26 protein-coding genes and 1 riboswitch are annotated in these 26344 nt (G+C 57.4%); of the genes, 8 read left to right on the top strand and 18 right to left on the bottom strand.

All coding sequences use genetic code 11. The features are described from left to right. Window positions 1-56 precede the first annotated feature (56 nt). Window positions 57-1070: a tRNA (adenosine(37)-N6)-threonylcarbamoyltransferase complex transferase subunit TsaD gene (gene tsaD / locus ACOTXR_RS05535; RefSeq protein ID WP_014885283.1), complete on the top strand. Its 1014-nt coding sequence runs from the start codon at window positions 57-59 to the stop codon at window positions 1068-1070. An 87-nt stretch (window positions 1071-1157) separates the two neighbouring features. Here the strand turns inward: tsaD and ureG are convergent, their stop codons facing one another. The 9 genes from ureG to plsY form a co-directional block, all read right to left on the bottom strand. Continuing rightward, entirely contained in the window at window positions 1158-1775 is a 618-nt protein-coding gene (gene ureG / locus ACOTXR_RS05530) for an urease accessory protein UreG (RefSeq protein ID WP_014885282.1), read from the bottom strand. Between the two features lie 9 nt (window positions 1776-1784). Then, a complete protein-coding gene (locus tag ACOTXR_RS05525) occupies window positions 1785-2459 on the bottom strand; it encodes an urease accessory protein UreF (protein WP_014885281.1) in 675 nt (224 codons plus the stop codon). Beyond that, on the bottom strand, window positions 2459-2998 hold the full coding sequence (locus tag ACOTXR_RS05520) for a HupE/UreJ family protein (RefSeq protein WP_014885280.1): 540 nt from the start codon (window positions 2996-2998) through the stop codon (window positions 2459-2461). The genes ACOTXR_RS05525 and ACOTXR_RS05520 overlap by 1 nt, the downstream gene beginning before the upstream one ends. Before the next feature lie 9 nt (window positions 2999-3007). Next, window positions 3008-3472, bottom strand: a complete 465-nt coding sequence (gene ureE / locus ACOTXR_RS05515) for an urease accessory protein UreE (protein WP_023337818.1) — start codon at window positions 3470-3472, stop codon at window positions 3008-3010. 9 nt (window positions 3473-3481) lie between these two features. Continuing rightward, window positions 3482-5185 (bottom strand): urease subunit alpha, encoded by a 1704-nt coding sequence (gene ureC, locus ACOTXR_RS05510; RefSeq protein ID WP_078309784.1) that lies wholly within the window; start codon window positions 5183-5185, stop codon window positions 3482-3484. Beyond that, on the bottom strand, window positions 5178-5492 hold the full coding sequence (locus tag ACOTXR_RS05505) for an urease subunit beta (RefSeq protein ID WP_014885277.1): 315 nt from the start codon (window positions 5490-5492) through the stop codon (window positions 5178-5180). The genes ureC and ACOTXR_RS05505 overlap by 8 nt, the downstream gene beginning before the upstream one ends. 10 nt (window positions 5493-5502) lie before the next feature. Next, window positions 5503-5805, bottom strand: coding sequence for an urease subunit gamma (locus tag ACOTXR_RS05500; RefSeq protein ID WP_003862556.1), 303 nt, complete (start codon window positions 5803-5805; stop codon window positions 5503-5505). A gap of 10 nt (window positions 5806-5815) precedes the next feature. Further along, window positions 5816-6643: an urease accessory protein UreD gene (locus ACOTXR_RS05495; protein WP_045281431.1), complete on the bottom strand. Its 828-nt coding sequence runs from the start codon at window positions 6641-6643 to the stop codon at window positions 5816-5818. Between the two features lie 111 nt (window positions 6644-6754). After that, window positions 6755-7369 (bottom strand): glycerol-3-phosphate 1-O-acyltransferase PlsY, encoded by a 615-nt coding sequence (plsY, locus tag ACOTXR_RS05490; RefSeq protein WP_014833311.1) that lies wholly within the window; start codon window positions 7367-7369, stop codon window positions 6755-6757. Between the two features lie 107 nt (window positions 7370-7476). Between plsY and folB the strand changes: the two genes are divergently transcribed. Further along, a complete protein-coding gene (folB, locus tag ACOTXR_RS05485) occupies window positions 7477-7845 on the top strand; it encodes a bifunctional dihydroneopterin aldolase/7,8-dihydroneopterin epimerase (RefSeq protein WP_014885275.1) in 369 nt (122 codons plus the stop codon). A gap of 106 nt (window positions 7846-7951) precedes the next feature. Then, entirely contained in the window at window positions 7952-8773 is an 822-nt protein-coding gene (gene bacA / locus ACOTXR_RS05480) for an undecaprenyl-diphosphate phosphatase (RefSeq protein WP_014885274.1), read from the top strand. Window positions 8774-8786: 13 nt separating this feature from the next. On the opposite strand, the gene ACOTXR_RS05475 is transcribed toward bacA, so the two are convergent. Together ACOTXR_RS05475 and ACOTXR_RS05470 are read right to left on the bottom strand one after the other, a co-directional pair. Continuing rightward, complete coding sequence (locus ACOTXR_RS05475; protein ID WP_058690400.1) at window positions 8787-10028, bottom strand: multifunctional CCA addition/repair protein; 1242 nt, start codon at window positions 10026-10028, stop codon at window positions 8787-8789. A gap of 60 nt (window positions 10029-10088) precedes the next feature. After that, a complete protein-coding gene (locus ACOTXR_RS05470) occupies window positions 10089-10709 on the bottom strand; it encodes a TIGR04211 family SH3 domain-containing protein (RefSeq protein ID WP_014885272.1) in 621 nt (206 codons plus the stop codon). 229 nt (window positions 10710-10938) lie between these two features. Here ACOTXR_RS05470 and ACOTXR_RS05465 point away from each other — a divergent pair, with 229 nt between their 5' ends. The 3 genes from ACOTXR_RS05465 to hldE are packed head-to-tail and all read left to right on the top strand — an operon-like array spanning window position 10939 to window position 16588. Next, window positions 10939-12240, top strand: coding sequence for an inorganic triphosphatase (locus tag ACOTXR_RS05465; RefSeq protein WP_058690393.1), 1302 nt, complete (start codon window positions 10939-10941; stop codon window positions 12238-12240). A gap of 21 nt (window positions 12241-12261) precedes the next feature. After that, a complete protein-coding gene (gene glnE, locus ACOTXR_RS05460) occupies window positions 12262-15117 on the top strand; it encodes a bifunctional [glutamate--ammonia ligase]-adenylyl-L-tyrosine phosphorylase/[glutamate--ammonia-ligase] adenylyltransferase (protein WP_058690392.1) in 2856 nt (951 codons plus the stop codon). A gap of 40 nt (window positions 15118-15157) precedes the next feature. Then, window positions 15158-16588 carry a bifunctional D-glycero-beta-D-manno-heptose-7-phosphate kinase/D-glycero-beta-D-manno-heptose 1-phosphate adenylyltransferase HldE gene (gene hldE / locus ACOTXR_RS05455; protein WP_045134838.1) on the top strand — a complete coding sequence of 477 codons (1431 nt, stop codon included), beginning with the start codon at window positions 15158-15160 and terminating at the stop codon, window positions 16586-16588. A gap of 102 nt (window positions 16589-16690) precedes the next feature. Here the strand turns inward: hldE and ubiK are convergent, their stop codons facing one another. Further along, a complete protein-coding gene (gene ubiK, locus ACOTXR_RS05450; RefSeq protein WP_014885268.1) occupies window positions 16691-16987 on the bottom strand; it encodes a ubiquinone biosynthesis accessory factor UbiK in 297 nt (98 codons plus the stop codon). A gap of 119 nt (window positions 16988-17106) precedes the next feature. Then, window positions 17107-17257, top strand: a riboswitch (FMN riboswitch). Window positions 17258-17363: 106 nt separating this feature from the next. Between ubiK and ribB the strand changes: the two genes are divergently transcribed. Beyond that, window positions 17364-18017: a 3,4-dihydroxy-2-butanone-4-phosphate synthase gene (ribB, locus tag ACOTXR_RS05445; protein WP_014885267.1), complete on the top strand. Its 654-nt coding sequence runs from the start codon at window positions 17364-17366 to the stop codon at window positions 18015-18017. A gap of 44 nt (window positions 18018-18061) precedes the next feature. Here the strand turns inward: ribB and ACOTXR_RS05440 are convergent, their stop codons facing one another. The 4 genes from ACOTXR_RS05440 to ACOTXR_RS05425 form a co-directional block, all read right to left on the bottom strand. Next, window positions 18062-19123 carry a fimbrial protein gene (locus ACOTXR_RS05440; RefSeq protein WP_058690391.1) on the bottom strand — a complete coding sequence of 354 codons (1062 nt, stop codon included), beginning with the start codon at window positions 19121-19123 and terminating at the stop codon, window positions 18062-18064. Next, window positions 19107-19868 carry a fimbrial biogenesis chaperone gene (locus tag ACOTXR_RS05435; protein ID WP_058690390.1) on the bottom strand — a complete coding sequence of 254 codons (762 nt, stop codon included), beginning with the start codon at window positions 19866-19868 and terminating at the stop codon, window positions 19107-19109. Before ACOTXR_RS05435 ends, ACOTXR_RS05440 begins: the two co-directional genes overlap by 17 nt. Window positions 19869-19874: 6 nt before the next feature. Continuing rightward, window positions 19875-22313 (bottom strand): fimbria/pilus outer membrane usher protein, encoded by a 2439-nt coding sequence (locus ACOTXR_RS05430; protein WP_058690398.1) that lies wholly within the window; start codon window positions 22311-22313, stop codon window positions 19875-19877. A gap of 75 nt (window positions 22314-22388) precedes the next feature. Further along, window positions 22389-22949 (bottom strand): fimbrial protein, encoded by a 561-nt coding sequence (locus ACOTXR_RS05425; protein WP_014885263.1) that lies wholly within the window; start codon window positions 22947-22949, stop codon window positions 22389-22391. 522 nt (window positions 22950-23471) lie between these two features. Between ACOTXR_RS05425 and ygiD the strand changes: the two genes are divergently transcribed. Next, window positions 23472-24260 (top strand): 4,5-DOPA dioxygenase extradiol, encoded by a 789-nt coding sequence (gene ygiD, locus ACOTXR_RS05420; protein WP_014885262.1) that lies wholly within the window; start codon window positions 23472-23474, stop codon window positions 24258-24260. Window positions 24261-24339: 79 nt separating this feature from the next. Here ygiD and ACOTXR_RS05415 read toward each other — a convergent pair whose 3' ends face one another. Together ACOTXR_RS05415 and ACOTXR_RS05410 are read right to left on the bottom strand one after the other, a co-directional pair. Next, window positions 24340-25500, bottom strand: coding sequence for a glutathionylspermidine synthase family protein (locus tag ACOTXR_RS05415; protein WP_023337808.1), 1161 nt, complete (start codon window positions 25498-25500; stop codon window positions 24340-24342). Window positions 25501-25502: 2 nt separating this feature from the next. After that, window positions 25503-26168 carry a DUF1190 family protein gene (locus tag ACOTXR_RS05410; protein WP_058690389.1) on the bottom strand — a complete coding sequence of 222 codons (666 nt, stop codon included), beginning with the start codon at window positions 26166-26168 and terminating at the stop codon, window positions 25503-25505. Window positions 26169-26344 lie beyond the last annotated feature (176 nt).

Genomic DNA, 26344 nt, shown 5'->3' with positions numbered 1-26344 from the left:
ACATCACCCCGCCCAGGCTCTACACTGCGCGGTAGTGAAACGAGGTAAAACAAGTCATGCGTGTACTGGGTATTGAAACATCCTGCGATGAAACCGGCATCGCCATTTACGACGACGAAAAAGGCCTTCTGGCCAACCAACTGTATAGTCAGGTGAAATTGCACGCTGACTACGGCGGCGTCGTGCCGGAACTGGCCTCTCGTGACCACGTGCGTAAAACGGTTCCCCTGATTCAGGCGGCGCTGAAAGAGGCCGGGTTACGTTCAACTGATATTGATGCCGTGGCCTATACCGCGGGTCCGGGTCTGGTGGGCGCGCTGCTGGTTGGCGCGACGGTAGGCCGTTCGCTGGCGTTCGCGTGGGACGTGCCGGCCATTCCGGTTCACCATATGGAAGGTCACCTTCTGGCGCCGATGCTGGAAGAGAATCCGCCTGAGTTCCCCTTTGTTGCGCTGCTGGTTTCCGGTGGTCATACGCAGCTGATTAGCGTAACGGGCATTGGCAAATACGCGCTGTTGGGCGAGTCGATCGACGACGCCGCCGGTGAAGCGTTCGACAAAACCGCCAAGCTGCTGGGGCTGGATTATCCTGGCGGCCCGATGCTCTCGAAAATGGCGTCGCAGGGAACGGAAGGGCGCTTTGTCTTCCCGCGTCCGATGACCGACCGTCCAGGGCTGGACTTCAGCTTCTCCGGGCTGAAAACCTTCGCGGCGAATACGATTCGTAATAACGACGACAGCGAACAGACCCGTGCCGATATCGCCCGCGCGTTCGAAGATGCGGTGGTCGATACGCTGATGATCAAGTGCAAGCGCGCGCTGGATCAGACCGGCTTTAAGCGTCTGGTGATGGCGGGCGGCGTCAGCGCCAACCGCACGCTGCGCGCGAAGCTGGCTGAGATGATGCAAAAGCGTCGCGGGGAAGTGTTTTATGCCCGTCCAGAGTTCTGTACCGATAACGGCGCGATGATCGCTTACGCCGGGATGGTGCGTCTTAACGCGGGGGCAACGTCTGACCTGAGCGTGTCCGTGCGTCCGCGCTGGCCGCTGGCGGAACTGCCTGAGGCGTGAGTTTTTTGCCCGGTGGCGCTGCGCTTACTGGGCCTACAAAAACCGTAGGCCGGGTCAGGCGAAGCCGCCACCCGGCGATAAACCGCATTACACCCGCAACATCCCTTTTTCTTCCAGAAACGCAATAATCGTCGCCAGACCGTCACCCGCTTTCAGATTGGTAAACGTCCACGGACGTTCGCCACGCATGCGGTTGGTATCGCGCGCCATCACGTCGAGCGACGCACCCACGTAGGGCGCGAGATCGGTTTTGTTGATCACCAGAAAGTCAGATTTGGTGATCCCCGGCCCGCCCTTACGCGGGATTTTTTCCCCTTCGGCCACGTCGATCACGTAGATAGTGAGATCCGCCAGTTCCGGGCTGAACGTCGCGCTCAGGTTATCCCCGCCGCTTTCGACGAAGATCAGGTCCAGATTGCCGAATTTCTCGCTTAACGCTTCCACCGCCGCCAGGTTCATCGAGGCATCTTCGCGGATGGCGGTATGCGGGCAGCCGCCGGTCTCCACGCCCACGATGCGCTCCGGCTCCAGTGCGCCCGCCTCGGTCAGGATGCGCTGATCCTCTTTGGTGTAGATATCGTTAGTGACTACCGCCAGATGATATGTATCGCGCATTGCCTTGCAGAGCGCTTCCAGCAGGGCGGTTTTACCCGACCCTACCGGGCCGCCGACGCCGACGCGCAGGGGATGTTTGTAATCAGCCATGTTGACTCCTCAGGAACGGAATAGTCGTGAATATTGTGTTTCGTGGCGCGCGGAGGCGATGGCAGACAGCGGCGTGGCTGCGCCAAGCGCGTCGTCGTCACGTAAAAATGCCTCTTCGAACCCGGCGGCGAAGTGGTCGCTAAGGTCGATAATCAGCTGCTGCGCCGCCTGCTGCCCAAACGGCACCAGCTTGACGCCCGCCATTACCGCGCTCTCAATCCAGCTGTAGCCGAGACTGAGCGCCAGTTCACGCGCGCCAATGCCCCAGCGCACGCCGAGCCACGCCATGCCACAGAGCTGGCTCTGCATACACAGTGTCAGCCATTCAGTCGGGCAGTCAGGCTCCCAGCTTTTAATCAGGCGCGTAAAGGCCGCGCCACGGTTGCGCTCCTCATCGCGCAGCTCGCGCGTTTCCCGGCAGGCGAGCAGGTATGCCGTCCAGCGTTTTGCCGCCACCCAATCCTGTTGTTCGCAGGCGAGATACAGGCGAGTAAAGAGCGGCAGATCGACGCAGTAAAAGCTCTGCTCCATCTGCTGGATTTGCCAGCGTTTAAAGGCGTCGGCATTCGTGACCCAGCCTGCCTCTACCGCCCACTCCAGCCCCTGCGACCAGGTAAACGACCCAACCGGCAGGCTACTGCTGGAGAGCTGCATCAGGCGCAGCCACTGGCGGGCGTGCTCCATCAGCTCATCAACGCCAGCAGGGCAGAGACAATCAACCCACCGCCGAACGTTTTACGCAGGCCGTCATGACGGCGCAGCAGTAAACCTGCCGCGAAGCTGGCGCACAGTACCGTGGCGCTGGCGAACATAAACCCGCTGGTGAAAAGCCAGAAGCTGTGGCCGGACATCTCCACACCGTGTGCCCAGCCGTGGAACATCGCCAGAGCAGGTACCGCCAGCAGCAGACGGTTTTCAGTTTTAAACATCATCACGCCGCAGACCGCCAGCGAGGCGATAATCAGCATCTCCATGCCGCTAAATCCGCCGAGCAGACTGCCTGCAACAGCGCCAACGAGCATCATCCCGAGAGTGGCAAACGGCAGCAGGAGTTTGCGGCCACTCAGCGCCGAGAGCACGCCCGCGCCGGTGAGCATCAGCAGGTGATCGAGCCCGGTCAGGGGATGGAAAAAACCGGCCTGGAAGCTGTCGGCACCGTGGCCTGGATGGGCGAGCGCCGGAACGGAAAAGGCCAGCAGTAACAGGGGGAGGAGCTTGCGCATAATTAATCCTTAATGTGAATGAGCGTGAGAGTGGCTATGGCTGTGGGCATCGCTGGCATAGGCGCCCGCTTCGGGTTCAAACGGCAGGGAGTCGAAGGTCACCTCCAGCCCGAACGGGCGCAGCATGTCGTCGAGAACGTGATCGTGGTGATAGCGCAGTTCGCCGGGCATGATCTGCAGCGGCACGTGGCGGTTGCCCAGGTGGTAGCAGGCGCGGGCGAGCAGGAACGGGTCGGCGCAGCGCACCACGGAGACCGACTCTGCCGCTGCGATCACTTCGATGACCTCACTACCGTCGTCTGTCGTCAGCAGGTCGCCCCCGCGCAGCAGCAGGCCGCGCGGCAACATCAGCCCGGCGTCGCGGCCGTCGTTCAGCGCCACACGGGCGCGGCTTTTCACCCGCACGTCAATCGGCAGCGTGACGCTGGCGGTAATCGGGTGCGCGTGGTCCAGGCGTTGGGTTAAATAGATCATCATCACTCCTCAGAACAGGAAATAGCGTTGCGCCATCGGCAGAACGTCGGCCGGTTCGCAGGTTATCAGTTCACCGTCGACGCGCACCTCGTAGGTTTGCGAATCGACGGTAATATTGGGCAGTAAACCGTTGTGGATCATGTCGGTCTTCTTCACCGTCCGGCAGCCTTTCACCACCGCCGTGGCGCTTTGCAGATTGAGCTGCTGCGGGACGCCGTTCGCACTGGCGGCCTGGGAGATAAACGTCAGCCGGGTGGCGTGGCGCGCGGCACCCAGCGCGCCAAACATCGGGCGGTAATGCACCGGCTGCGGCGTGGGGATCGAGGCGTTAATATCGCCCATCGGCGCGCAGGCGATCATTCCGCCTTTGACGATGGTGGCAGGTTTGACGCCAAAAAACGCCGGTGACCAGACCACTAGATCCGCCAGCTTGCCCGCCTCAATGGAACCGACCTCATGGGCGATGCCATGGGTCAGCGCCGGGTTGATGGTGTACTTAGCGACATAGCGCTTCACGCGGAAGTTGTCGTTATCGCCGGTCTCTTCCGGCAGGGCGCCGCGCTGGACCTTCATGCGGTGCGCAACCTGCCAGGTACGGATAATCACTTCTCCCACGCGGCCCATGGCCTGTGAATCTGACGAAGTGAGCGAGAACGCGCCGATATCGTGCAGCACGTCTTCAGCGGCGATGGTCTCCCGGCGAATGCGCGACTCGGCAAACGCCACGTCCTCGGCAATATCCGGGTCGAGGTGGTGGCAGACCATCAGCATGTCGAGATGCTCGTCGATGGTGTTCACCGTGTAGGGCAGCGTCGGGTTGGTGGAGGAGGGCAGAATATTCGGATGCGCGCAGGCGGTGATAATATCCGGCGCATGGCCGCCACCCGCGCCTTCGGTATGGAAGGTGTGGATGGTGCGCGCGCCAATCGCGGCCAGCGTGTCCTCGACAAACCCGGACTCGTTCAGCGTGTCGCTGTGCAGCGCCACCTGAATATCCATCTCTTCGGCAACCTCCAGCGAGCAGTTGATCGCCGCGGGCGTTGCGCCCCAGTCTTCGTGGATCTTCAGCCCAATGGCGCCAGCCGCGACCTGCTCGCGCAGGGCGTCCGGGTTAGAGCCATTACCTTTGCCGAGGAGGCCGATATTCACTGGTAGCGTATCGGCTGCCTGCAGCATACGCGCGATGTACCACGGCCCTGGCGTGCAGGTGGTGGCGTTGGTGCCCGCCGCAGGGCCGGTGCCGCCGCCGATCATGGTGGTCACGCCGGAAACCAGCGCCTCTTCCGCCTGCTGCGGGCAGATCCAGTGAATATGGGTGTCGATCCCGCCCGCGGTCACGATCTTCCCTTCGGCGGCAATCACTTCCGTTGCGGCGCCGATTGGGATCGTCACGCCGGGCTGAATATCCGGGTTACCGGCTTTACCGACGGCAAAGATCCGCCCGTTCTTGACGCCGATATCGGCTTTCACGATCCCCCAGTGATCGACGATCAACGCGTTGGTGAGCACCAGATCCACGCAGTCGTCGGCGGTCATCTGCCCCTGGCCCATACCGTCGCGGATCACCTTTCCGCCGCCGAATTTGACCTCTTCACCGTAGACCGTGAGATCGTCTTCCACTTCGATCCATAGCTCGCTGTCGGCCAGCCGCACTTTATCGCCGGTGGTGGGGCCGAACATATCGGCATACGCCCGGCGTGAAATATCAGCCATTTTTCACCTCCCCCATCACCTCGCCGCGAAACCCGAAAATACGCTGCGCGCCCGTCACCTGTACCAGCGTGACTTCCCGCTTCTGGCCGGGCTCGAAACGCACGGCGGTGCCTGCCGGAATATTCAGCCGGTAGCCTCTGGTGGCTTCCCGGTCGAACTTCAGCGCCGGGTTGACCTCGTAAAAGTGATAGTGCGATCCGACCTGGATCGGCCTGTCGCCGTGGTTTTCAACAATCACTTGTTGGGTTTCACGCCCGACGTTGAGGGCAACCGTGCCGGGCTGGATCTGGTATTCGCCAGGGATCATGACGTGCTCCTTAGACGATCGGATTGTGGACGGTGACGAGCTTGGAGCCGTCCGGGAAGGTGGCCTCCACCTGAATATCCGGGATCATCTCCGGTACGCCCTCCATTACCTGGTCGCGCGTCAGTACGTGACGACCCGCTTCCATCAGCGAGGCGACGGTTTCGCCATCGCGCGCGCCTTCCATAATAAAGGCGCTGATCAGCGCGACCGATTCCGGATAATTGAGCTTAACCCCGCGCGCAAGGCGGCGTTCGGCAACCAGCGCGGCGGTGAACAGCAACAGCTTGTCTTTTTCTCTGGGGGTCAGTTCCATAACGTTTCTCTTATGTCTGCCAGATACGCGGCGAACAGGCATTTTTAGGGGTGAGAAGCGGGCGAAGCGACTGCCAGATGTCGCGCATCACCCGCTGGCATATCAGGTTATCGTGGGAGAGGAAACGCACCGACAGCAGATCGTCGGTAAGCGTTGCACCTGCATAATTTCCCAGCGGTGCGAGGCGCTCGCGGACCGTATCAAGATGCGTTTCCCCGGCCGGATAGAACAGCAGCGTGCCGAGCCACGGATGTCCGGCAACGGGCGCAAGATCGCCGTCGCTCAGGTGCTGGCGCTCAATCAGGCGCGGTTCATCGTCCACCCAGACCTCAAGGCGGCTCTCCAGCGTGCCGTGGCTGAAGGTTTCACCGATTACCGGGCGACCCAGGCAATACAACTCCCACGCCAGCAGCGTGCTGGAGCCCTTCAGGTGGAAGACGGAGCGCAGTGCGGCATTGGCACCGGGAAAGAGGATGGTATCCTGCGGCAGCCACTCCAGCGTGGATCCATCATCGAGATAAAAGTGTTGATTCAGACAGGCCTGCGGGCCGCTGCTGCGATAGAACTTACTGGCGCCGGGCATGGTGATAAGCGCGTGGCTTTTGGCGTCCAGCCGAACGGAAATGTCCAGCGTATCGCCGCCCACAATGCCGCCGGGCGGATGCAGTAAATAGAGGTGACAGGTTTCCCCTTCGGGATAAAACGGGCGTTGAACGGTGAGCGGCCCGACGTGGTGGGCGGCGTGCAGGAGGGTTTTCTCAGGGGTGTGACAAAACAGCAGGGCAAGCGATGCCTGCCAGCCTTTATACGTATTATCAGTGACCTGAGCTGCTAACATGCTGCATCCATTTCCACACCATCGGGATACGTTTCAGTATGCCCTGGCGGAAATGAAGGCTGTCATATGAGTCGCTTATGGATACGTTTTCTGCTGCCGGCGTTGCGCGTTTTACTCCGGATCTTTTTTCTTTCGCTTGAGCTTCGTCCAGATTTTGGTCTCCTGACGACGCCACAGACGCTGAATATTATCGTGATGACGCAGCAGGATCAGGCAGGAGAGCATTGACACCGGGAAGGTGAACTGGGGTTTGAACCACCAGACGTAAAACGGGGCAATGAGCGCGCTGACGATGGCGCCGAGCGAGGAATAACCGCTCAGCAAGATGGTGAGCAGCCAGGTGCCCGCCATTACGCCGGTAAGATCCCAGCCGATAGGGGCGATAGCGCCAAAGGCGGTTGCAACGCCTTTACCACCTTTAAAACCGAAGAAAACGGGCCAGATGTGGCCGACGCAGGCCGCAATCGCAATGAGCCCCAGCCAGAACGGCGTGACGCCCAGCGCATAAGCGCCCCAGACGGGTAGCATCCCTTTCAGAACATCAAAAATCAAAACCGCTACGGCTGCTCCCTTGCCGCCAATTCTAAGTACGTTGGTCGCTCCCGGATTCCCGGAACCACTTTCACGCGGGTCAGGTAACCCGGCAATGCGGCAGACCAGAATGGCGCTGGAGATTGAGCCGCAAAGATAGGCGAGGAGGATCATTCCAGGCGCGATTGCACTCATAACGCTGTTCCGTTTTGAAAATGTATCTGTATTCTCAGCATCTGTGGATAATACGCATAATTCGCCGGAAGTGGTATCCGGTTTAGCCAAAAAGCAGGCAGGTCGTGATGGATATTGTATTTATAGAGCAACTTTCGGTAATCACCACAATTGGTGTTTACGACTGGGAACAGACCATCGAGCAGAAGTTAGTGTTCGATATCGAAATGGGCTGGGATAACCGCAAGTCAGCAAAAAGCGATGATGTGAATGACTGTCTGAGCTACGCCGACATCAGTGAAACGGTCATCGGCCATGTGGAAGGACAGCGTTTTGCGCTGGTGGAACGTGTGGCGGAAGAGGTGGCGGAACTGCTGCTGACCAAATTCAACTCACCGTGGGTGCGCATCAAGCTGAGCAAGCCGGGAGCGGTAGCGCGTGCGGCCAATGTGGGCGTGATTATCGAGCGTGGCACAAATCTGAAAGGCAAGATTTAACGTCATAATTGCTAAACCATTTTAGGTTATATCGGTCTTATAGCTGTATCTTTCACGGGAGCCGTTGGGGCGACCGTTTTTTTTATATCTTTTTAGGGGTTTATAGATGAGCGATATGCACTCGCTGCTGGTGGCGGCAATACTGGGTGTGGTCGAAGGATTGACGGAGTTTTTGCCAGTTTCCAGTACGGGCCATATGATTATCGTTGGCCATCTGCTGGGCTTTGAAGGCGATACCGCAAAGACGTTTGAAGTCGTCATTCAGCTCGGTTCTATTCTGGCGGTGGTCGTGATGTTCTGGCGTCGCCTGTTTGGCCTGATCGGCATCCACTTTGGCCGTCTGCCGCAGCGTGAAGGCGAAGGCTCGGGGCGCCTGACGCTCATTCATATTCTGCTCGGGATGATCCCCGCAGTGGTGCTGGGCCTGGTTTTCCACGATGCCATCAAATCGCTGTTTAACCCTATTAACGTGATGTACGCGCTGGTGGTCGGTGGCTTCCTGCTGATTGCTGCCGAAGTGCTGAAGCCTAAAACCCCGCGTGCGGAAGGGCTGGACGATATGACGTATCGTCAGGCATTTATCATTGGCTGCTTCCAGTGTCTGGCGCTGTGGCCGGGCTTCTCCCGTTCTGGGGCAACGATTTCCGGCGGGATGTTGATGGGCGTGAGCCGTTACGCGGCGTCGGAGTTCTCGTTCCTGCTGGCGGTGCCAATGATGATGGGCGCCACCGCGCTGGATCTCTACAAAAGCATTGGCTTCCTGACCACGGGTGACATTCCGATGTTTGCCGTGGGCTTTGTCACCGCCTTTATCGTGGCGCTGATTGCCATCAAAACCTTCCTGCAGCTGATTAAGCGTATCTCGTTCATTCCGTTCGCGATCTACCGCTTTATTGTCGCGGCTGCCGTTTACGTGGTCTTCTTCTGATGACCCACTGCCCTCAGTCTTTCGGCTGAGGGCAACGTTTTTCCTTCCACGCCGTTACGGCCTCAATTCGCCGTTTCGTCAGCTCTTCACGAATTTCCGGGCCTTTAAATCCTGCCTCGACAACGTCTTTCGTCGGCACCGCTTTTGCCACAATCCACGCTTCGCGCAGCAGTCGCCCCTGAGGGTAATCGGATGCTTCAAACCCGGTGCGGCCGCGAACGTCGGCTTCGCTGGTGAGTGCGATCTGCTCCACGCGCTGCGGCTTGCGCCAGGCGTCGATATTATCGAACAGCTTCACGATAGTGGCGGGTTTCAGGATCGGGAAGGTGTGGATCAGGTCGTGGAATTCAGCGACCAGTTTTGCCAGGTCACGGATCTCATTCGGCACGCGCAGGCGCTGACAAAGCCCTTCTACCAGCTTTACGCCTGCCGGGCCGTGACCATGATGCCGTGGCCAGAATTCTTTCGGCGTTAAGCCTTTGCCGAGATCGTGGCAGAGGGTGGAAAAACGCACGTCTACTTCAGGACTGAGCATGGCCGCCATGCTCAGCGTCATCAGCGTGTGCACACCGGTATCAATTTCCGGATGCCATTTTGCCGGCGCGGGTACGCCAAACAGCGCGTCGATTTCAGGGAACAGCACCTTTAGTGCGCCGCAGTCACGCAGGACCTGGAAAAAGACCTGTGGGTTGCGGGTGGTCAGGGCATTTTCCGTCTCTTTCCAGACGCGCTCCGGCGTCAGGTGTTCTAATTCGCCCGCCTCGGTCATGGCCGTCATCAGCGCCATCGTCTCATCCGCAATGCGGAAGCTCAGATGGGCGTAACGCGCGGCAAAGCGCGCCACGCGCAGAACGCGGAGCGGATCTTCAGAAAATGCCGGGGAGACGTGACGTAAAAGACGGTTGCGCAGGTCATCCCGCCCGCCGTAGGCATCGATGATTTGGCCGTTTTCGTCCTGTGCCAGGGCGTTAATGGTGAGATCGCGGCGCAGCAAATCCTGCTCCAGCGTCACGTCCGGCGCGGCGTAGCAGGTGAAACCCGTATAGCCGGAGCCGGATTTCCGTTCGGTACGCGCCAGAGCGTACTCTTCGCGGCTTTTCGGATGAAGAAACACGGGAAAATCGCGGCCTACCTGCTGGTAGCCCGCGTCGAGCATCTCTTCCGGGGTGGCGCCAACGACAACCCAGTCTTTATCTTTGACCGGCAGACCTAACAACGCATCACGTACCGCACCACCGACCAGATAACTCTTCACGCCCAACTCTCCCGTTTTCTCTTTTCCAGAATGATACGTAAGTCTGGCAGAGAAGACGAATTAGTTCATCCAGCGGTCTTTACGCTTGCGACTTGGGATAAGATGCGGCAGGACCAGACCCAGCACCAGACCCACGCCCAGCACGCCGCCGCCATACATAAACCACTGCATGATGATGGTGCGCTGCTTGTCATCAAGCTGCAGATTCGCGGCGTTTACCTTTTTTTGCGCGACGATCAGCTCATTTTTGAGTTTTTGATTCTCTTCTTTCAGACCGTTAATCACGCTGTCGCTCTGTGCCACTTTCTGCTGCATCTCTGCGGTGCGCTGGTTCCAGGTACCGTCGATGTTGTTCAGCTTGTCGGTCAGGGTCTTCACCTGGTTTTCCAGATCCGGAACGCGCGTGCGCAGGCTTGGTACGGTGCTCAGCTCTTTCAGCGGGATCCAGGAAGTACGACCGGTACTGTCGCGAACCTGACCATAGTTGGTGTCCGCGTTGGTCTGTAACAGGGTGACTTCCTCGCCGGCATTCACCGTGCCCACGAGGCGATAATTATCTCCGGGGCCACTGCGTACCCAGGTGTTCAGTTCGTCAGAAACGTAACGCTTCTCTTCAGCGTGCACTGCGGTTGCGGCGCTAAAAGCGAGTAAAGTAAGTCCAATCAGGCGTAATTTAAGCATCATTAGTCGTTATTTTCATAAATAGTGGAACGATAGTAGTGGCAACAGTGTCTCTACGCAAAGCATTCGTCAGCAATCAGAATCATCTGTGTCACGACTCTACACATTTACGCCCGTCAAATTGCTCATTGCATGGCAATTTGGCGCAAAATACTATGTACTGACAAACAAATGGCGAGGAAGTTCGCCCTCATTGACGCGTCTGTGACGCCCGCAAAAGTACAAGGCTATGGCTCAGGAAATCGAATTAAAATTTATCGTCGAAAAAGACAGCGTTGACGCGCTCCGCCAGCATCTGCATACGCTCTCCGGCGAGCACCATGAACCCGTACAGTTGCTCAACATCTACTACGAAACGCCGGATAACTGGCTGCGTAGCCACGATATGGGGCTGCGCATCCGCGGCGCAAACGGGCGCTACGAGATGACGATGAAAATCGCCGGCCGCGTGGTCGGCGGTTTGCACCAGCGCCCGGAATACAATATCGACATCAGTAAGCCAGAACTTGAGCTGGATCGTTTCCCGGCGGAGGTCTGGCCGGAAGGTGGACTACCTGCCACGCTGGCAGAGCAGGTACAGCCGCTGTTCAGCACCGATTTTTGCCGTGAGAAATGGCTGGTGACGGAAGGTAAGAGCCGCATTGAAATCGCGCTGGATTTAGGCGAAGTGAAGGCGGGTGAGTGCCAGGAGCCTATTTGCGAGCTGGAGCTGGAACTGCTGGAAGGAGATGCGAGCGACGTGCTGAAACTGGCGCGCAAGCTGGTGAGCCAGCCGGGTTTACGTCAGGGCAGCCTGAGTAAAGCGGCGCGCGGTTACCATTTGGCGGCCGGGAATGCGCCACGCCTGCTGAGAGAGACCCCGATTCTGCGTGTTGTTCCGAAGGCCAGCATTGAACAGGGCATGGAAGCGGCGCTGGAGCTGGCCCTCTCTCAATGGCAGTACCATGAGGAACTCTGGGCGCGTAACGTGAAAAATGCCAGCAAACAGGTGCTGGCCGCCATTGGGCTGGTGCGTCATGCCCTGGCACTGTTTGGCGGTATCGTACCGCGTAAAGCAAGTGCTCACTTACGTGACCTGCTGACCCAAACTGAAACGCTGATGCATTCCGATGTCTCCGCGCAAACGGTGATCTACAGCCCGCAAAACGCCGCGGCAAAACTGGCGCTGACCGAGTTTCTGGTGACGCGCGGCTGGCGCAGCTTCCTGGATGCAAAAGCGCAGACCAAAATCGCGGATAATTTTAAACGCTTCGCGGATATCCATCTTTCCCGTCACGCTGCCGAACTTAGAACGACCTTCGCACATCCGCTGGGTGACCAGTACGGCGATCAGCTTCCCCGTCTGGCGCGTAATATCGACAGCATGTTGCTGCTGTCGGGGGCGTATGAGGGCGTGAAGGCGCAGGCCTGGCTGGAAAACTGGCAGGGGCTCAAGCATGCCATTGAAACCCGTCAGCAGATTGAGATCGAGCATTTCCGCAACGAGGCCATTTCGCAGGATCCGTACTGGCTGCACAGCGGAAAACGTTAATTCTGGCAAGGAACCCCTGATATGCCGCTTTCTTCGCAGTTACAGCAGCACTGGCAGACCGTTTGCGAACGTCTGCCCGAGTCTTTACCGGCGTCATCGTTAAGTGAGCAGGCCAAAAGCGTGCTCACGTTCAGTGATTTTGTTCAGGAAAGTGTGAGTGCCAACCCGGACTGGCTGGCAGAGCTGGAGAGCGCACCGCCGCAGGCGAACGAGTGGCGGCAGTATGCCAGCTGGCTGCAAGCCGCGCTGGCAGATGTGGCTGATGAAGCGACGCTGATGCGCGTTCTGCGTCAGTTTCGCCGCCGGGTGATGGTTCGCATTGCCTGGGCGCAGTCGCTGGCGCTGGTGAGCGAAGAGAGTACGTTGCAGCAGTTGAGCGAGCTGGCGCAAACGCTGATCATCGCCGCGCGAGACTGGCTCTACGCCGCCTGCTGTAAAGAGTGGGGCACGCCGTGCAGTGAAGAAGGGGTTCCGCAGCCGCTGTTGATTCTGGGGATGGGGAAGCTGGGCGGTTGCGAGCTGAACTTCTCCTCAGATATCGACCTGATTTTTGCCTGGCCGGAAAACGGCTCGACGCGCGGCGGGCGCCGCGAGCTGGACAACGCCCAGTTCTTTACCCGCCTCGGCCAGCGTCTGATCAAGGCACTGGACCAGCCGACGCAGGACGGCTTTGTCTACCGCGTGGACATGCGCCTGCGCCCGTTTGGCGACAGCGGTCCACTGGTGCTGAGCTTTGCCGCGCTGGAGGATTATTACCAGGAGCAGGGGCGCGACTGGGAGCGTTACGCAATGGTCAAAGCGCGGATCATGGGCGACAGCGACGACGCTTATGCTAACGAACTTCGCGCCATGCTGCGCCCGTTCGTTTTCCGCCGCTACATTGATTTCAGCGTGATCCAGTCCCTGCGTAATATGAAAGGGATGATTGCCCGCGAGGTTCGCCGCCGTGGGCTGAAGGACAATATTAAGCTCGGCGCGGGCGGCATTCGTGAAATTGAATTTATCGTTCAGGTCTTCCAGCTCATTCGCGGCGGGCGAGAGCCGTCGCTGCAGTCGCGCTCGCTCCTGCCGACGCTGAGCGCCATTGAGCAACTGCACCTGCTGCCGGACGGCGACGCGCAAACCCTTCGCGAAGCCTATCTTTTCCTGCGCCGTCTGGAAAATTTGCTGCAAAGCATCAATGACGAGCAGACGCAGACATTGCCGGGCGATGAGCTGAACCGGGCGCGTCTGGCCTGGGGCATGGGGGCGGACGACTGGGCGGCACTGACCGAAACGCTGGACGCACACATGGCAGGCGTGCGCCGCATCTTTAACGATCTGATTGGCGACGATGAAAGTGAATCCCCTGATGATGCGCTCTCCGAGCACTGGCGCGAGCTGTGGCAGGATGCGCTCCAGGAAGATGACACCACGCCGGTGCTGACGCACTTAAGCGATGATGCCCGTCATCGTGTGGTGGCCTTAATTGCCGATTTCCGTCTCGAACTGAACAAACGCGCCATCGGGCCGCGCGGTCGTCAGGTGCTGGATCATCTGATGCCGCACCTGCTGAGCGAGGTCTGCTCGCGAGAAGACGCGCCGGTGCCGCTGTCGCGCATGATGCCGCTGCTGAGCGGGATTATCACGCGTACCACCTATCTTGAGCTACTGAGCGAGTTTCCGGGCGCGCTGAAGCACCTGATAACGCTCTGCGCCGCGTCGCCGATGGTGGCGAACAAGCTGGCGCGTTACCCGCTGCTGCTGGACGAACTGCTCGACCCGAACACGCTCTATCAGCCGACGGCGACGGATGCGTATCGTGACGAGCTGCGCCAGTATTTGCTGCGCGTGCCTGAAGAGGACGAAGAGCAACAGCTGGAGGCGCTGCGCCAGTTTAAACAGGCACAGATGCTGCGCGTGGCGGCGGCCGATATTGCCGGAACGCTGCCGGTGATGAAAGTGAGCGATCACTTAACCTGGCTTGCGGAAGCGATTATTGACGCGGTTGTCCAGCAGGCGTGGGTGCAGATGGTGGCCCGCTACGGTCAGCCAAAACATCTGGCCGATCGAGAAGGGCGCGGCTTCGCGGTGGTGGGGTACGGCAAGCTCGGCGGCTGGGAACTGGGATACAGTTCCGATCTGGATTTGATCTTCCTGCATGATTGCCCGGCGGACGTGATGACCGACGGCGAGCGCGAAATCGACGGGCGTCAGTTCTATCTGCGCCTGGCCCAGCGCATTATGCACCTGTTCAGCACCCGCACTTCGTCCGGCATTCTGTATGAAGTGGATGCGCGCCTGCGCCCGTCCGGCGCGGCGGGCATGCTGGTGACCTCAACGGAATCCTTCGCCGATTATCAGAAAAACGAAGCCTGGACGTGGGAGCATCAGGCGCTGGTGCGCGCCCGCGTGGTCTATGGCGATCCGCAGCTGCACGCGCAGTTCGATGCGATTCGCAAGGCGGTCATGACCACCCCGCGCGAGGGCAGTACGTTGCAGACCGAGGTGCGCGAGATGCGCGAGAAAATGCGCGCGCATCTGGGCAATAAGCATCGCGATCGCTTTGATATAAAAGCCGACGAGGGCGGTATTACCGATATTGAATTTATCACTCAGTATCTGGTGCTGCTGCACGCGCACGACAAGCCGAAGCTGACGCGCTGGTCGGATAACGTGCGCATTCTGGAACTGCTGGCGCAAAACGACATTATGGACGAGCAAGAGGCGCAGGCCTTAACCCGCGCCTACACCACGCTGCGCGATGAACTTCATCACCTGGCGTTGCAGGAGCAGCCGGGACATGTCGCGCTGGACTGTTTTGCCGCAGAGCGCGCCCAGGTGACGGCAAGCTGGCAGAAATGGCTGGTGGAGCCGTGCGTAACAAATCAAGTGTGATATTATCGCGCGCAAATTGTGAATCTTTCTGGAGTCAGGAATGAAAGTAACACTGCCAGAGTTTGAACGTGCTGGAGTAATGGTTGTCGGGGATGTGATGCTGGATCGCTACTGGTATGGACCAACCAGCCGTATCTCTCCGGAAGCACCGGTACCGGTGGTTAAGGTCGATACCATTGAAGAGCGTCCCGGCGGCGCGGCAAACGTGGCGATGAACATTGCCTCCCTGGGCGCGCAGTCGCGTCTGGTTGGCCTGACCGGCATCGACGATGCGGCGCGTGCGCTGAGCAAGTCGCTGGCGGACGTGAACGTGAAGTGCGACTTCGTTTCTGTTCCGACCCACCCAACGATTACCAAGCTGCGCGTGCTGTCGCGCAACCAGCAGCTGATCCGCCTCGACTTTGAAGAAGGGTTTGAAGGCGTTGATCCTGAGCCGCTGCACGAGCGCATTAACCAGGCGCTGGGTAATATCGGTGCGCTGGTGCTGTCCGACTACGCTAAAGGTGCGCTGGCGAGCGTGCAGACGATGATTCAGCTGGCGCGTGATGCTAACGTGCCGGTGCTGATTGACCCGAAAGGCACCGATTTTGAGCGCTATCGCGGCGCGACGCTGCTGACGCCAAACCTCTCTGAGTTCGAAGCGGTGGCGGGCAAGTGCAAAACCGAAGAAGAACTGGTTGAACGCGGCATGAAGATCATTGCTGACTTCGAGCTGTCTGCGCTGCTGGTGACCCGCTCCGAGCAGGGGATGACGCTGCTGCAGCCGGGCAAAGCGCCGCTGCATATGCCAACCCAGGCGCAGGAAGTGTACGACGTGACCGGAGCCGGTGATACGGTGATCGGCGTGCTGGCGGCGACGCTGGCAGCGGGTAACTCCCTGGAAGAGGCCTGCTACTTCGCGAACGCTGCGGCGGGTGTGGTCGTCGGCAAACTCGGGACCTCAACCGTTTCCCCTATCGAGCTGGAAAACGCGGTGCGCGGGCGTGCCGACACCGGTTTTGGCGTCATGACCGAAGACGAGCTGAAAGTGGCTGTTGCCGCTGCGCGTAAACGCGGCGAGAAAGTGGTGATGACCAACGGCGTGTTCGACATTCTTCATGCGGGTCACGTCTCTTATCTGGCGAATGCGCGCAAGCTGGGCGATCGTCTGATTGTGGCGGTCAACAGCGATGCGTCGACCAAACGTCTGAAAGGCGAAACACGTCCGGTGAACCCGCTGGAGCAGCGCATGATTGTGCTCGGCGCGCTGGAAGCGGTGGACTGGGTGGTGTCGTTTGAAGAAGATACCCCGCAGCGCCTGATTGCTGGCATTCTGCCGGACCTGCTGGTCAAAGGCGGTGATTACAAGCCGGAGCAAATCGCAGGTAGCGAAGAGGTCTGGGCCAACGGTGGTGAAGTGATGGTGCTCAACTTTGAGGACGGATGTTCAACTACCAACATCATCAGGAAGATCCAGAAAGACAGTCAGTAAAAAAACGGGCCAGTTGGCCCGTTTTTTTCATGTCGCGTGGCGGCTGCGCCGCGATCATGTAGGCCCGGTAAGCGAAGCGCCACCGGGCACAACAGGCCGCACTTACGCCTGATCATCGACCGGTGGAATCGCCGGTGCCGGCTTCACTTCTTCCGGTGCATGACGGTTTTCCAGCTCGCTCAGACGCTGTTCCAGCAGCGCCAGCTTCTCGCGGGTGCGCAGCAGAACCTGCGTCTGCACGTCGAACTCTTCGCGGCTAACTAAATCAAGGCGAACCAACTGCGCCTGCAGCGTCTGGCGGATTTTCTTCTCAACGTCATCACCAAATTCACGAATGCCTTTTGGCATGGATTCATGAACCTGACGCGCAATTTGCTCAATTTTCTTTGGGTCAATCATTGTCGTTTCCCTTGATGGAAAGGTGTCAGTGTCCATTGTAGCGCGTCATGCCCGGGGTAAACAAAATTGTTTGATGCTTATGCATTGCCCAGCATAATCAATAGCGTTATAGTTATCTCGCTTATTCTCAGGGCGGGGCGAAATTCCCCACCGGCGGTAAATCAGCTTCACGCTGAAAGCCCGCGAGCGCTTTGGGTGACTACTCAAAGGTCAGCAGATCCGGTGTAATTCCGGGGCCGACGGTTAGAGTCCGGATGGGAGAGAGTAACGATCCAGTCGGGCATGGGCCCGCTCACGTTATCTTTTTGCCGCTTGTTCGGCGCTCCTAAGACTGCCCTGATTCTGGTAACCATAATGTTAATGAGGTTTTTTTACCATGAATCAGACGCTACTTTCCTCTTTTGGCACTTCAATTCAACGTGTTGAACATGCACTGGATGCACTGCGCGAAGGCCGCGGTGTGATGGTGCTTGACGATGAAAACCGTGAAAACGAAGGCGACATGATTTTCGCTGCCGAAAACATGACCGTTGAGCAGATGGCGCTGACCATCCGTCACGGTAGCGGCATCGTATGCCTGTGTATCAACGAAGAACGCCGCCAGCAGCTTGATCTGCCAATGATGGTTGAAAATAACACCAGCGCCTTCGGGACCGGTTTTACCGTGACCATTGAAGCTGCACATGGCGTAACCACTGGTGTGTCGGCGGCTGACCGTTTGACCACCGTGCGTGCAGCCATTGCGGATGGGGCGAAACCCTCCGATCTGCACCGTCCTGGCCACGTCTTCCCGCTGCGTGCGCAGCCGGGCGGCGTGCTGACCCGTGGTGGTCATACCGAAGCAACTATCGATCTGGTGACCCTGGCAGGCTTTAAACCTGCTGGCGTGCTGTGTGAATTGACTAACGATGATGGCACCATGGCGCGCGCGCCGGAGTGCATTACCTTTGCGCGTCTGCACAACATGCCGGTAGTCACGATTGAAGATCTGGTGGAGTACCGCCAGGCGCACGAGCGCAAAGCCAGCTGAAACCGCTGATGTGAAAAAGCCGGGGAAACCCGGCTTTTTTGTGGCTAGTGGTAGTTAATTTTAAACAGCACCACCGTTTCGAACGGACCTGACTGAATGGCTTTTCCCGCGTCGGGGGAGAGCTCCGCGGTATAGGTTTGTTCATAGTTCAACGTACTCCCGGTGAAATCCGCATACTCTTCGTAGTGGTTGAAGGTATAAGGCTGGGTTCCATTGAGGATACGTAGCTTTAAGCCATTTCCAATCAACAGGGCAGTGTCGTTTTCGGAGAGCGACCCCGTCGTGTAAAACGATGAGTCCATTTTAAAGCCATCTGAACACTGGGCGTCCTGCACTTTCGTGGTTTTAACCGTAAAGGTGCGGTTGCGCGTTTGCTGATTCACGATGTCGCGCGCACTGAAGGTACCGAAATCAATCTCCTGGTTCTCAGGATAAATACTGAAGGTTGCGCCGCAGTCGAGGACGGTAATGTTTTCTAACCCGTTAATGTGGTACTTGAGGTTTTTTGCATCGGCCATCTGGTTAACCCCGCCTTTTCCGTCAAACTGCACCACGACGTAGTCCCCCAGCGAACTTTTGTAGCCGTGCGGCGGAACGGCCTTTATACGAACGTAAAGGCGCAGTCGGGCAATGAACGTGCGCGTGGTGTGAATATCATTGGCATTGCCTGAGCATAGCCGGTTCTCCCACCCCATTTGCTTAATTTGTTCCGGGGTGTACATGGTGATGTTGTTATTATCAAGGCACTGGCGGGTATCTACGCCGTTTGGCTGCCCCGTCGCGTCATAATCCATGCCTTCATAGGTAACCCCCAGCTCGTAGTAAGGGTCGGAAGCGGCTGGATAGGGGTTGACCCAGGCATAGACGTCCTCTTTTTCGAAGCTGCCGGCCACATCGTGGTTACAGGTGACCGGGATTTTAATGTCGTCAGATTCCCAGATCTTTTGCCCCACCTGTGCATTGCTGGGGATCGCGAACGGACTGATCGTTTTTGTCTCTTCCACCGGGCCGCCCTGAGCGCCCAGATAGCAATCGAGCGCCAGCGCGGCTTTTAAGGGCAGCAGCGCCAGCAGCATCGCGATCAAAACATTAGTGAGCTTTCGCATCGCTTGTGGCCTTCACATCCTTAAGTTGGCAGGTCGACGTCCCCTGACAGGTTGCGTCAAGCTTTCGCAGTGCGCCGTAATCGTCGATATAACCAATGCTGTAATAGCTGCCGTGATAGCCACCGGTGGTGACAGAGGCGCTGGCAAAGGGTGCCAGCATCAGGCTGTCAAAGCCGGGCAGCATGGCTTTACCATTTTTGCTTAGCCAGGCGAGGGTGAGGTAATAAGGTGTAGGGTTATGAATTGTCAGCCCTTTTGCCGTTGCCGTCACCTCCATGCGCATTTCAGAACGATCGCCTGCTTTTTTCACGATAGCCTTCGGGCGCCAGAACAGCTTGATACGGCTCTGCATGGCGACCTGCATGACGCTGCGATCATCGTCGAGGCTGGCGCTTTTTGGTGGCACTTCGCGCAGGTTGAAGTAGAAGAGCGATTCCCGATCTTTTGGCAGCGCGTTGGTGGCCGCCTGCTTCACGATCCTGACCTGGGATGACGATCCGGGTTCAATGCGCTGGATCGGAGGAAGCGCCATAAAGTGGCTGTCTTCCTTACGACCGTTTTCGTCTTCGATCCAGGAGAGCGCAAGATAGGGGAGCGTTTTGCTCTGGTTATCGACCTTCAGGCTGCTGGCCTTGTCGGTTTCGGGAAAGACGATGCGGGTACGATCCAGATTGATGGCCGCCTGGGTGGCGAATGCTGTACCGATCAACATCAGGCACAGGCTTTTCAGTGGAGTGAGTTTCATCATAATTTACTGACACGGCAGCATAAGCTGCGAAAGGTTAGTGAGGTGTGAAGGTAGCGTGAAGCGACACTGGCTGGCGTCGCCCCAGGTTACCAGGAATTGCTGCTCGGGCTGTACGGCACCCAGCCAGACATGGCCCTCGTCGGCGACGATACCCACGTCTTTACCGCTATCCGCCATCTGGACGCGCGCGCCCAGCGGCGGCATGCCTGATGCGGTTCGCAGGATGCCCAGAACATCATTTCCCGCCCGGGTGGCGATCTGGCGGTAGCCGATGGCCCCTTCTGTCCAGGTCGAGGTCATGACGCGGTTATCCACGTCTACGCCTTCGGGGAGATCGTTCAGGTTGACCTGCACGCTCGACGGTGAGTAGCTGGAGAACGAAGGAAGCACCCCGATCCCGAAGGCGTTGGTCTGGTCACGCGACATGTTTAGCGGAATATTGCTGATGCCGTCCGTGCTCACCATGACACGCGGTTCGTTGCCGTAGCTGCGGCGGTGCAGGGCCATGCCTTTTGCCGTACCGGTGAAGGACCCATTCCAGCTGGCGCTGAGGGAGCTGTAGTCATTCGCCTTATAACTTCCGGAAACGTTGAGATCGCCGAGCGGGGAGTAGTGCTGGTAGTTTCCGCTGAACTGCGCGCCTGCATCGGTCTGCTGACTTTCGGTACCGGCAGAAACGCCCCAGGTGTTGTTCTTATCAGAGGTGTCGTACCACGAGACGGTCTGGCTCAGGTTGTCGCTGTTGCGCAGGTCATAGCTGAGGCGATGGTCAGGATCCAGCGGCACGCTGAGAGACAGGTAGAACTGATTGTCGTCCTCACGATCTTGATAGTGGGTTTTGCTGAACGATGCCGAAACGCCAAGGTTTTTCCAGCGGCCCAGATCGAAGTTATACCCCGCGGTCAGGCTGCCCGTATTGGATGGCGCTTCGTCCCACCAGGTTTGCCGGAGCAGGCTAAGGTAGAGATTGAGTGACAGCGCGTGAATGTACTGGCTGGCCGTGATGCTAAACGTCTGTTTTTCCGACTGGCTGTCATTATTTTCGCTGTCCAGGAAGCGTGCGTAGCTGAGGAACTGCGGGTCGGAGTAGCGGTAGCTGGCCAGGGTAAGCTGGCTTCCCGTGGTATCAAAGCGTTTGCTGTAGTTGAAGCGATAGCTGTAACCCGTCTGAGAGGGCTTGTTCGGGAGCTGGCTGGTCGCCTGAGTCACATCGAAGGAGAGGGCCCCGATCAGCGCGAGGTTTTGCCCGATGCCCGCTGCGATGGAGCGATAGTTATCGCCATCGGCGAGCGTGCCGCCGTACAGTGAGGTGTTGGAGAACAGGCCCCACGAGAACTCGCCGCTCATAAAGGCACTGTCTTCAAGGGCATGCGATGCATCTTCGCGGGGTTTGCCCACGGCAAGCTTGTATCGAACCTGGCCCTTGCGCGTCAGGAAGGGCACGGAGGCGGCGGACACCTGAAACGTGCTCACGCGGCCGTCGTCTTCGGTAATTTTAACGTCCAGCGTGCCCTGGACGGATTGGTTCAAATCCTGAATGACAAACGGGCCGGGTGGCACCTTAGTTTGATAAATCACGCGGTCAGCGAGACTCACCGTGACGGTGGCATTAGTTTGCGCAATCCCGGCGATTTGCGGTGCATAGCCGCGAAGAGACCAGGGCAGCATGCGCTCATCGCTGATCAGCGACGCCCCGGTATAGGTAAAGGCATCAAAGATAGCGGACTGAAAGTCTGTCTCACCCAGCGTCAGTTTCGCGCCAAGCGTCGGCAGAGGACGGAACATATAGACGCGTGAGAAGCGGCCGTTATGGGTTGATCCTCCCTCGGCATGCGTTTGATTGTACTGATAATCGCTACGTAGACGCCATGCACCCAGGTTGGCACCTGCGGTTCCGTAGGCGTTCGCGTTATCCGTGCTGCTACCTTCCTGCGGCTGATAATGGCTGGCAAAGAGGTTGTAGTCCAGCAGCACGCCGGCCACGCCGTTGTCCCAGGTGGAGGGGGGCATCCAGTCGTTCGGACGAAATTGCATCATGGCCTGAGGTACGGTGACGTGCAGCGTTTGGGTTGATTGCTCGAAGCGGAATTTAATATCCGCCTGCGGGGTAAAATCCACGCAGCCCTGTTTAAGCGTTAGGGTCTTACGAACAGTGTCCTGAAGGCCAAAGGTGTCTGCCAGTTCTGCGGGAATACAGACTTCGGCTTTGTTATCAACCTCTTTCCAGATCAGTTCCCAGCCGTTTGCCAGTGGAATATCGTTGATCGCGACGGTGACAAAATAACGCCCTGGCGTAACGGACATCTCTTCTTTAAAGCGAGAGAGATCAATGCCCGACCGTAAATCTTTATCGATAGCATTAATATTAAATTCAGTGGCAGAGGCGGCGTGCGCAAGCAAGATGGCAGTAATGATGATTATCGATTGTGATTTATTTTTCATCATTCTGTTACTCGGATAAATAAAAAAGCCGACTGGTAAACATTACCAGTCGGTATAACGGATCATGTTTAATCGTTATTTATACATCAGCACATAGTTGGCGTTAGCTTCAACCTGGCCCGCGGTGGCAGTGGTACCTGTTGGCACTTCCATGCGCGCTTTAAAGTGCAGCGTCTGGGTGTCTGAATTAGGCAGCAGATCCACCGTTTTTGCCGAGCCAAGGGTGATGTTTGCTTCGTCGTTGTCCAGCAGACGGACACCGACGTTTTCAGCACCGCTTGCATAGGTGTTGCTCAGAAGGCTGGTATCTGATGCGTAGGTGGCGGTGCTGCTGAACGTCACTTCCACTTTGGTTATTGGCGTCGCCGTCTCATCGTCGGGATCTGACAGAACGCAGTTCTGCAGGTTAATATCTACCGCAACGGGGGTGGACTTCTTGTTTGCATTGATGACGGCGGTAGTCACTTCACCGAGATCCACCTCTTTATCAACGCTGTCTGGTGCAATGCTGCAAGGCGCGTCAATAACAACGCCTTTAAATTTAATTTTCCCGGAGCCCTGATCGGCGGCAAATGCTGAACCAGAGACAATTGTTGCCATCGCAACGGCTAACAGTGCTTTTTTACCTGCATGCATGAAAATATCCTTTTCCAATGAATTCATACTCTGAATATTAATTTTCAGAAAATTACCATGAGATTATACCTGTGAAAAAAGAGTGAGTGCGATTAATTGCTCTTAAAAATAAATGTAGTCAATATTAAAATATAATTTGAAGTGATCGTTAATATCGGATTTACAGCGAAAAATGGATTTTTATCCACGTGAGAACATGTTGATATTAGCGATAATAATGTCTTATTTAAATGTTGACTTTCAGAAAATAAATAAATGTAAAAATACGTGTAAAAAAACGAGGCTATCAGTGAGTACTATTTTTTCATTGAATTTATTAATTTTTGGTATGTTTGCCACCGCCGATGCCTGTTGCCTGGCGCAGAATCAGGTTCAATCTCATCACTGACATTCATTTTTTCTTATGTTGTTTCGGATGTTCAAATTTCCTGATGATGATCTTCATGCTTATCTGCGTTCATCTACGCCAGATTGCGCGTAATGTAGCACCATTAAATTAACACCTTCTGTAAGGATATCATCATGACTTCTTCCCGTATGCCCGCCCTGTTTATAGGCCACGGAAGCCCAATGAATGTTCTCGAAGACAACGTCTATACCCGCGCCTGGCGTCAGCTTGGGGAAACGTTGCCGCGGCCGAAAGCGATTGTGGTGGTATCTGCACACTGGTTCACCCGGGGAACGGGCGTGACCGCCATGGAAACGCCAAAAACCATACATGATTTTGGCGGCTTCCCGCAGGCCCTTTATGACACGCACTATCCGGCACCGGGCTCGCCTGCACTGGCAGAGCGTCTGGTCGAACTGCTGGCGCCTGTTCCTGTAGCGCTGGATAAAGAGGCCTGGGGCTTTGACCACGGCTCGTGGGGCGTGCTGATTAAGATGTATCCTGATGCGGATATCCCGATGGTGCAGCTCAGCATCGACAGCACCAAACCGGCAGCCTGGCATCTGGAAATGGGGCGTAAGCTGGCGACGCTGCGTGACGAAGGCATCATGCTGGTGGCGAGCGGCAACGTGGTGCATAACCTGCGCACGGCACGCTGGCACGGTGAAAATACGCCGTACCCGTGGGCTACTGCTTTCAACGATTACGTGAAAGCCAATCTGACCTGGCAGGGACCGGGTGAAGAGCACCCGTTAGTGAACTATCTGGATCACGAAGGCGGTTCGCTCTCTAACCCGACGCCGGAACACTTCCTGCCGCTGCTGTACGTTCTTGGCGCGTGGGATGGTCAGGAGCCGGTGACACTCCCGGTCGACGGTATTGAGATGGGCAGTCTGAGTATGCTGTCGGTGCAGGTAGGGTGAAAACATGCCCGGTGGCGCTACGCTTACCGGGCCTACAAAACCGTAGGCCGGGTCAGGCGAAGCCGCCACCCGGCAGATCTTACTCCACAAAAATATGCGGATAGAACCGTGACAGATCCTGCGTGATCAGCGCACGATCTTCGCGAATGCCAATCCCGGCGGGCTGGTCGTTAATCAGCCAGCTGCCAATCAGCGTATAGCTGTCGCCAAACTTCGGCAGTTGATAGAATGCCTGGACGATCATCCCTTCTTCGCCGTACGGTCCTTCAACCGCTTCCACCGTTTTGCCATTTTCGATAATCGACACGTTCGCGCCTTCGCGGGAGAAAATCGGCTTAACGACGTATTTCTCCATCGGCGGGAAATCATCTTCTGCAAAATACGCTGGCAGCAGGTTTGGGTGGTTCGGGAACATTTCCCACAGCATCGGCAGCAGAGCTTTGTTAGAGATAATGCTTTTCCATGCCGGTTCCAGCCAGCGCACGCCCGCATCTTCCAGCTTGGTGGAGAACATTTCGCGCAGCATGTATTCCCACGGATAGAGCTTGAAGAGGTTGCTGATCACCTGATCCTGCATATCCGTAAACTGACCTTTTTCTCCCAAACCGATATCTTCGATATAAAGGAATTCAGTCGCCACGTCGGCTTCGGCGGCACAGTCCTGCAGATACTGCACCGTTCCACGGTCTTCTTCCGTGTCGCGGCAGCAGGCGAGGTGCAGCAGGTTGAAGCCAAACTGTTCGCGCAGCTCGGCGAAACGCGCGATAAGCTTCTCCTGCAGGCTGTTGAACTGGTCGCTGCCTGCCGGCAGGTTTCCGGCGTTCATCTGATCTTCCAGCCAAATCCACTGGAAGAATGCCGCCTCGTACAGAGAGGTTGGCGTATCCGCGTTGTTTTCCAGAAGCTTAGGCTCGCCCACGCCGTCCCATGCCAGATCGAGACGAGAGTAGAGCGAAGGCTGATTCGTTTTCCATGACTGACGGACAAAGCTCCAGGTGTGCTTTGGAATGCGGAATTTGGTCATCAGCTCGTCGCTGTCGATGACTTTCTCCACCACCTTCAGGCACATCTGGTGCAGTTCTGCGGTCACGTCTTCAAGCTTTTCCACCTGAGCGAGCGTGAGCTTGTAGTAAGCATCTTCACACCAGTACGGTTCCCCGTACATGGTATGGAAGTTAAACCCGTACTCGGTCGCTTTTTCGCGCCAGTCCGGGCGCTCGGTAATACTGACTCGTTCCATGATCAGCCGCCCATTGAGCGACTAGAGGTGCCTGACGCACTGCGCTGCATGCTGGTCTGTTTCGCCACAGACTCACCAAACCCACCGCGAGTGATGGTGCTGGTGGTCGCAGGTTTCGGCGCCATTGCGGTTTTCGGAACGGTCACGGTACGGCCCGGGGTTGCTGCGCCGTAGCCTTTGCCGCTGGCATCGGTATATTGACCATAGGCCGGGCTGGCCGGGTTTTTCGAGCTAAACAGCGGCTGCTGCTGGTAACCCGCGCCGCCACCCATCAGGCGGCCCATCATGTAACCTGCCATTAATGGCATCCAGAAGCTGCCGCTGGACTGCGCCTGCGCCTGATTTTCCGGCGCCATACCTGCCTGAGCTGGCGTCTGCTGGCACTGGCCTTCACCAAACTCCGCCACACAGTCTTCACGTGAGGCATACTTCGGCGCAGTGCGTTCCGCTTCTTTCAGCGCATTGGTGTACGCCGTCTTACATTCTGCGGCCTGACCGGTTGCAGCGGAACAGTCATCTGCGTTTTGATACAGCGAAACCGTTTCGTCGTTTTTCTCACAGCCTGCCAGCATAAAGACAGCCGTAACCGCCAGCGCAACAGGCGTGAGGTGGCGCGCATTCCAGCTTTTGCGGAACGACGCGTGATTAATCGTTTTTGTCCGTTTCATATTTGTCTTCCAGGACCCAGTGGTAATAACGCTCAGGATAGAGGATGAGTGGTTGAAAATGAAGCGAAGAGGGGCGGAATCAGGGGGATCTTTACGTTGGCTTACGTTCGGGTGTGATTTTGCGCCGGGTGGCGCTTCGCTTACCCGGCCTACGATTAAGTAGGCCCGATAAGCGA

It is taken from the genome of Enterobacter cloacae complex sp. IR53030 (assembly GCF_049238365.1).
Taxonomy (GTDB): domain Bacteria; phylum Pseudomonadota; class Gammaproteobacteria; order Enterobacterales; family Enterobacteriaceae; genus Enterobacter; species Enterobacter kobei.
The sequence above is the reverse complement of the archived record's forward strand: the minus strand, read 5'-3'. Positions and strand labels throughout refer to the sequence as shown.

Coding starts and splice junctions, on each gene's coding strand:
- folB (WP_014885275.1), top strand. CDS start 7,477: ATGGATATTGTATTTATAGAGCAACTTTCGGTAATCACCACAATTGGT.
- ACOTXR_RS05520 (WP_014885280.1), bottom strand. CDS start 2,998: ATGCGCAAGCTCCTCCCCCTGTTACTGCTGGCCTTTTCCGTTCCGGCG.
- tsaD (WP_014885283.1), top strand. CDS start 57: ATGCGTGTACTGGGTATTGAAACATCCTGCGATGAAACCGGCATCGCC.
- ACOTXR_RS05440 (WP_058690391.1), bottom strand. CDS start 19,123: ATGCGAAAGCTCACTAATGTTTTGATCGCGATGCTGCTGGCGCTGCTG.
- ACOTXR_RS05495 (WP_045281431.1), bottom strand. CDS start 6,643: ATGTTAGCAGCTCAGGTCACTGATAATACGTATAAAGGCTGGCAGGCA.
- ubiK (WP_014885268.1), bottom strand. CDS start 16,987: ATGATTGACCCAAAGAAAATTGAGCAAATTGCGCGTCAGGTTCATGAA.
- ACOTXR_RS05435 (WP_058690390.1), bottom strand. CDS start 19,868: ATGAAACTCACTCCACTGAAAAGCCTGTGCCTGATGTTGATCGGTACA.
- ACOTXR_RS05425 (WP_014885263.1), bottom strand. CDS start 22,949: ATGCATGCAGGTAAAAAAGCACTGTTAGCCGTTGCGATGGCAACAATT.
- ureC (WP_078309784.1), bottom strand. CDS start 5,185: ATGGCTGATATTTCACGCCGGGCGTATGCCGATATGTTCGGCCCCACC.
- ACOTXR_RS05465 (WP_058690393.1), top strand. CDS start 10,939: ATGGCTCAGGAAATCGAATTAAAATTTATCGTCGAAAAAGACAGCGTT.
- ACOTXR_RS05500 (WP_003862556.1), bottom strand. CDS start 5,805: ATGGAACTGACCCCCAGAGAAAAAGACAAGCTGTTGCTGTTCACCGCC.
- ACOTXR_RS05525 (WP_014885281.1), bottom strand. CDS start 2,459: ATGGAGCACGCCCGCCAGTGGCTGCGCCTGATGCAGCTCTCCAGCAGT.
- ribB (WP_014885267.1), top strand. CDS start 17,364: ATGAATCAGACGCTACTTTCCTCTTTTGGCACTTCAATTCAACGTGTT.
- ACOTXR_RS05470 (WP_014885272.1), bottom strand. CDS start 10,709: ATGCTTAAATTACGCCTGATTGGACTTACTTTACTCGCTTTTAGCGCC.
- glnE (WP_058690392.1), top strand. CDS start 12,262: ATGCCGCTTTCTTCGCAGTTACAGCAGCACTGGCAGACCGTTTGCGAA.
- ACOTXR_RS05505 (WP_014885277.1), bottom strand. CDS start 5,492: ATGATCCCTGGCGAATACCAGATCCAGCCCGGCACGGTTGCCCTCAAC.
- ureG (WP_014885282.1), bottom strand. CDS start 1,775: ATGGCTGATTACAAACATCCCCTGCGCGTCGGCGTCGGCGGCCCGGTA.
- plsY (WP_014833311.1), bottom strand. CDS start 7,369: ATGAGTGCAATCGCGCCTGGAATGATCCTCCTCGCCTATCTTTGCGGC.
- ygiD (WP_014885262.1), top strand. CDS start 23,472: ATGACTTCTTCCCGTATGCCCGCCCTGTTTATAGGCCACGGAAGCCCA.
- ureE (WP_023337818.1), bottom strand. CDS start 3,472: ATGATCTATTTAACCCAACGCCTGGACCACGCGCACCCGATTACCGCC.
- ACOTXR_RS05430 (WP_058690398.1), bottom strand. CDS start 22,313: ATGAAAAATAAATCACAATCGATAATCATCATTACTGCCATCTTGCTT.
- ACOTXR_RS05410 (WP_058690389.1), bottom strand. CDS start 26,168: ATGAAACGGACAAAAACGATTAATCACGCGTCGTTCCGCAAAAGCTGG.
- bacA (WP_014885274.1), top strand. CDS start 7,952: ATGAGCGATATGCACTCGCTGCTGGTGGCGGCAATACTGGGTGTGGTC.
- hldE (WP_045134838.1), top strand. CDS start 15,158: ATGAAAGTAACACTGCCAGAGTTTGAACGTGCTGGAGTAATGGTTGTC.
- ACOTXR_RS05415 (WP_023337808.1), bottom strand. CDS start 25,500: ATGGAACGAGTCAGTATTACCGAGCGCCCGGACTGGCGCGAAAAAGCG.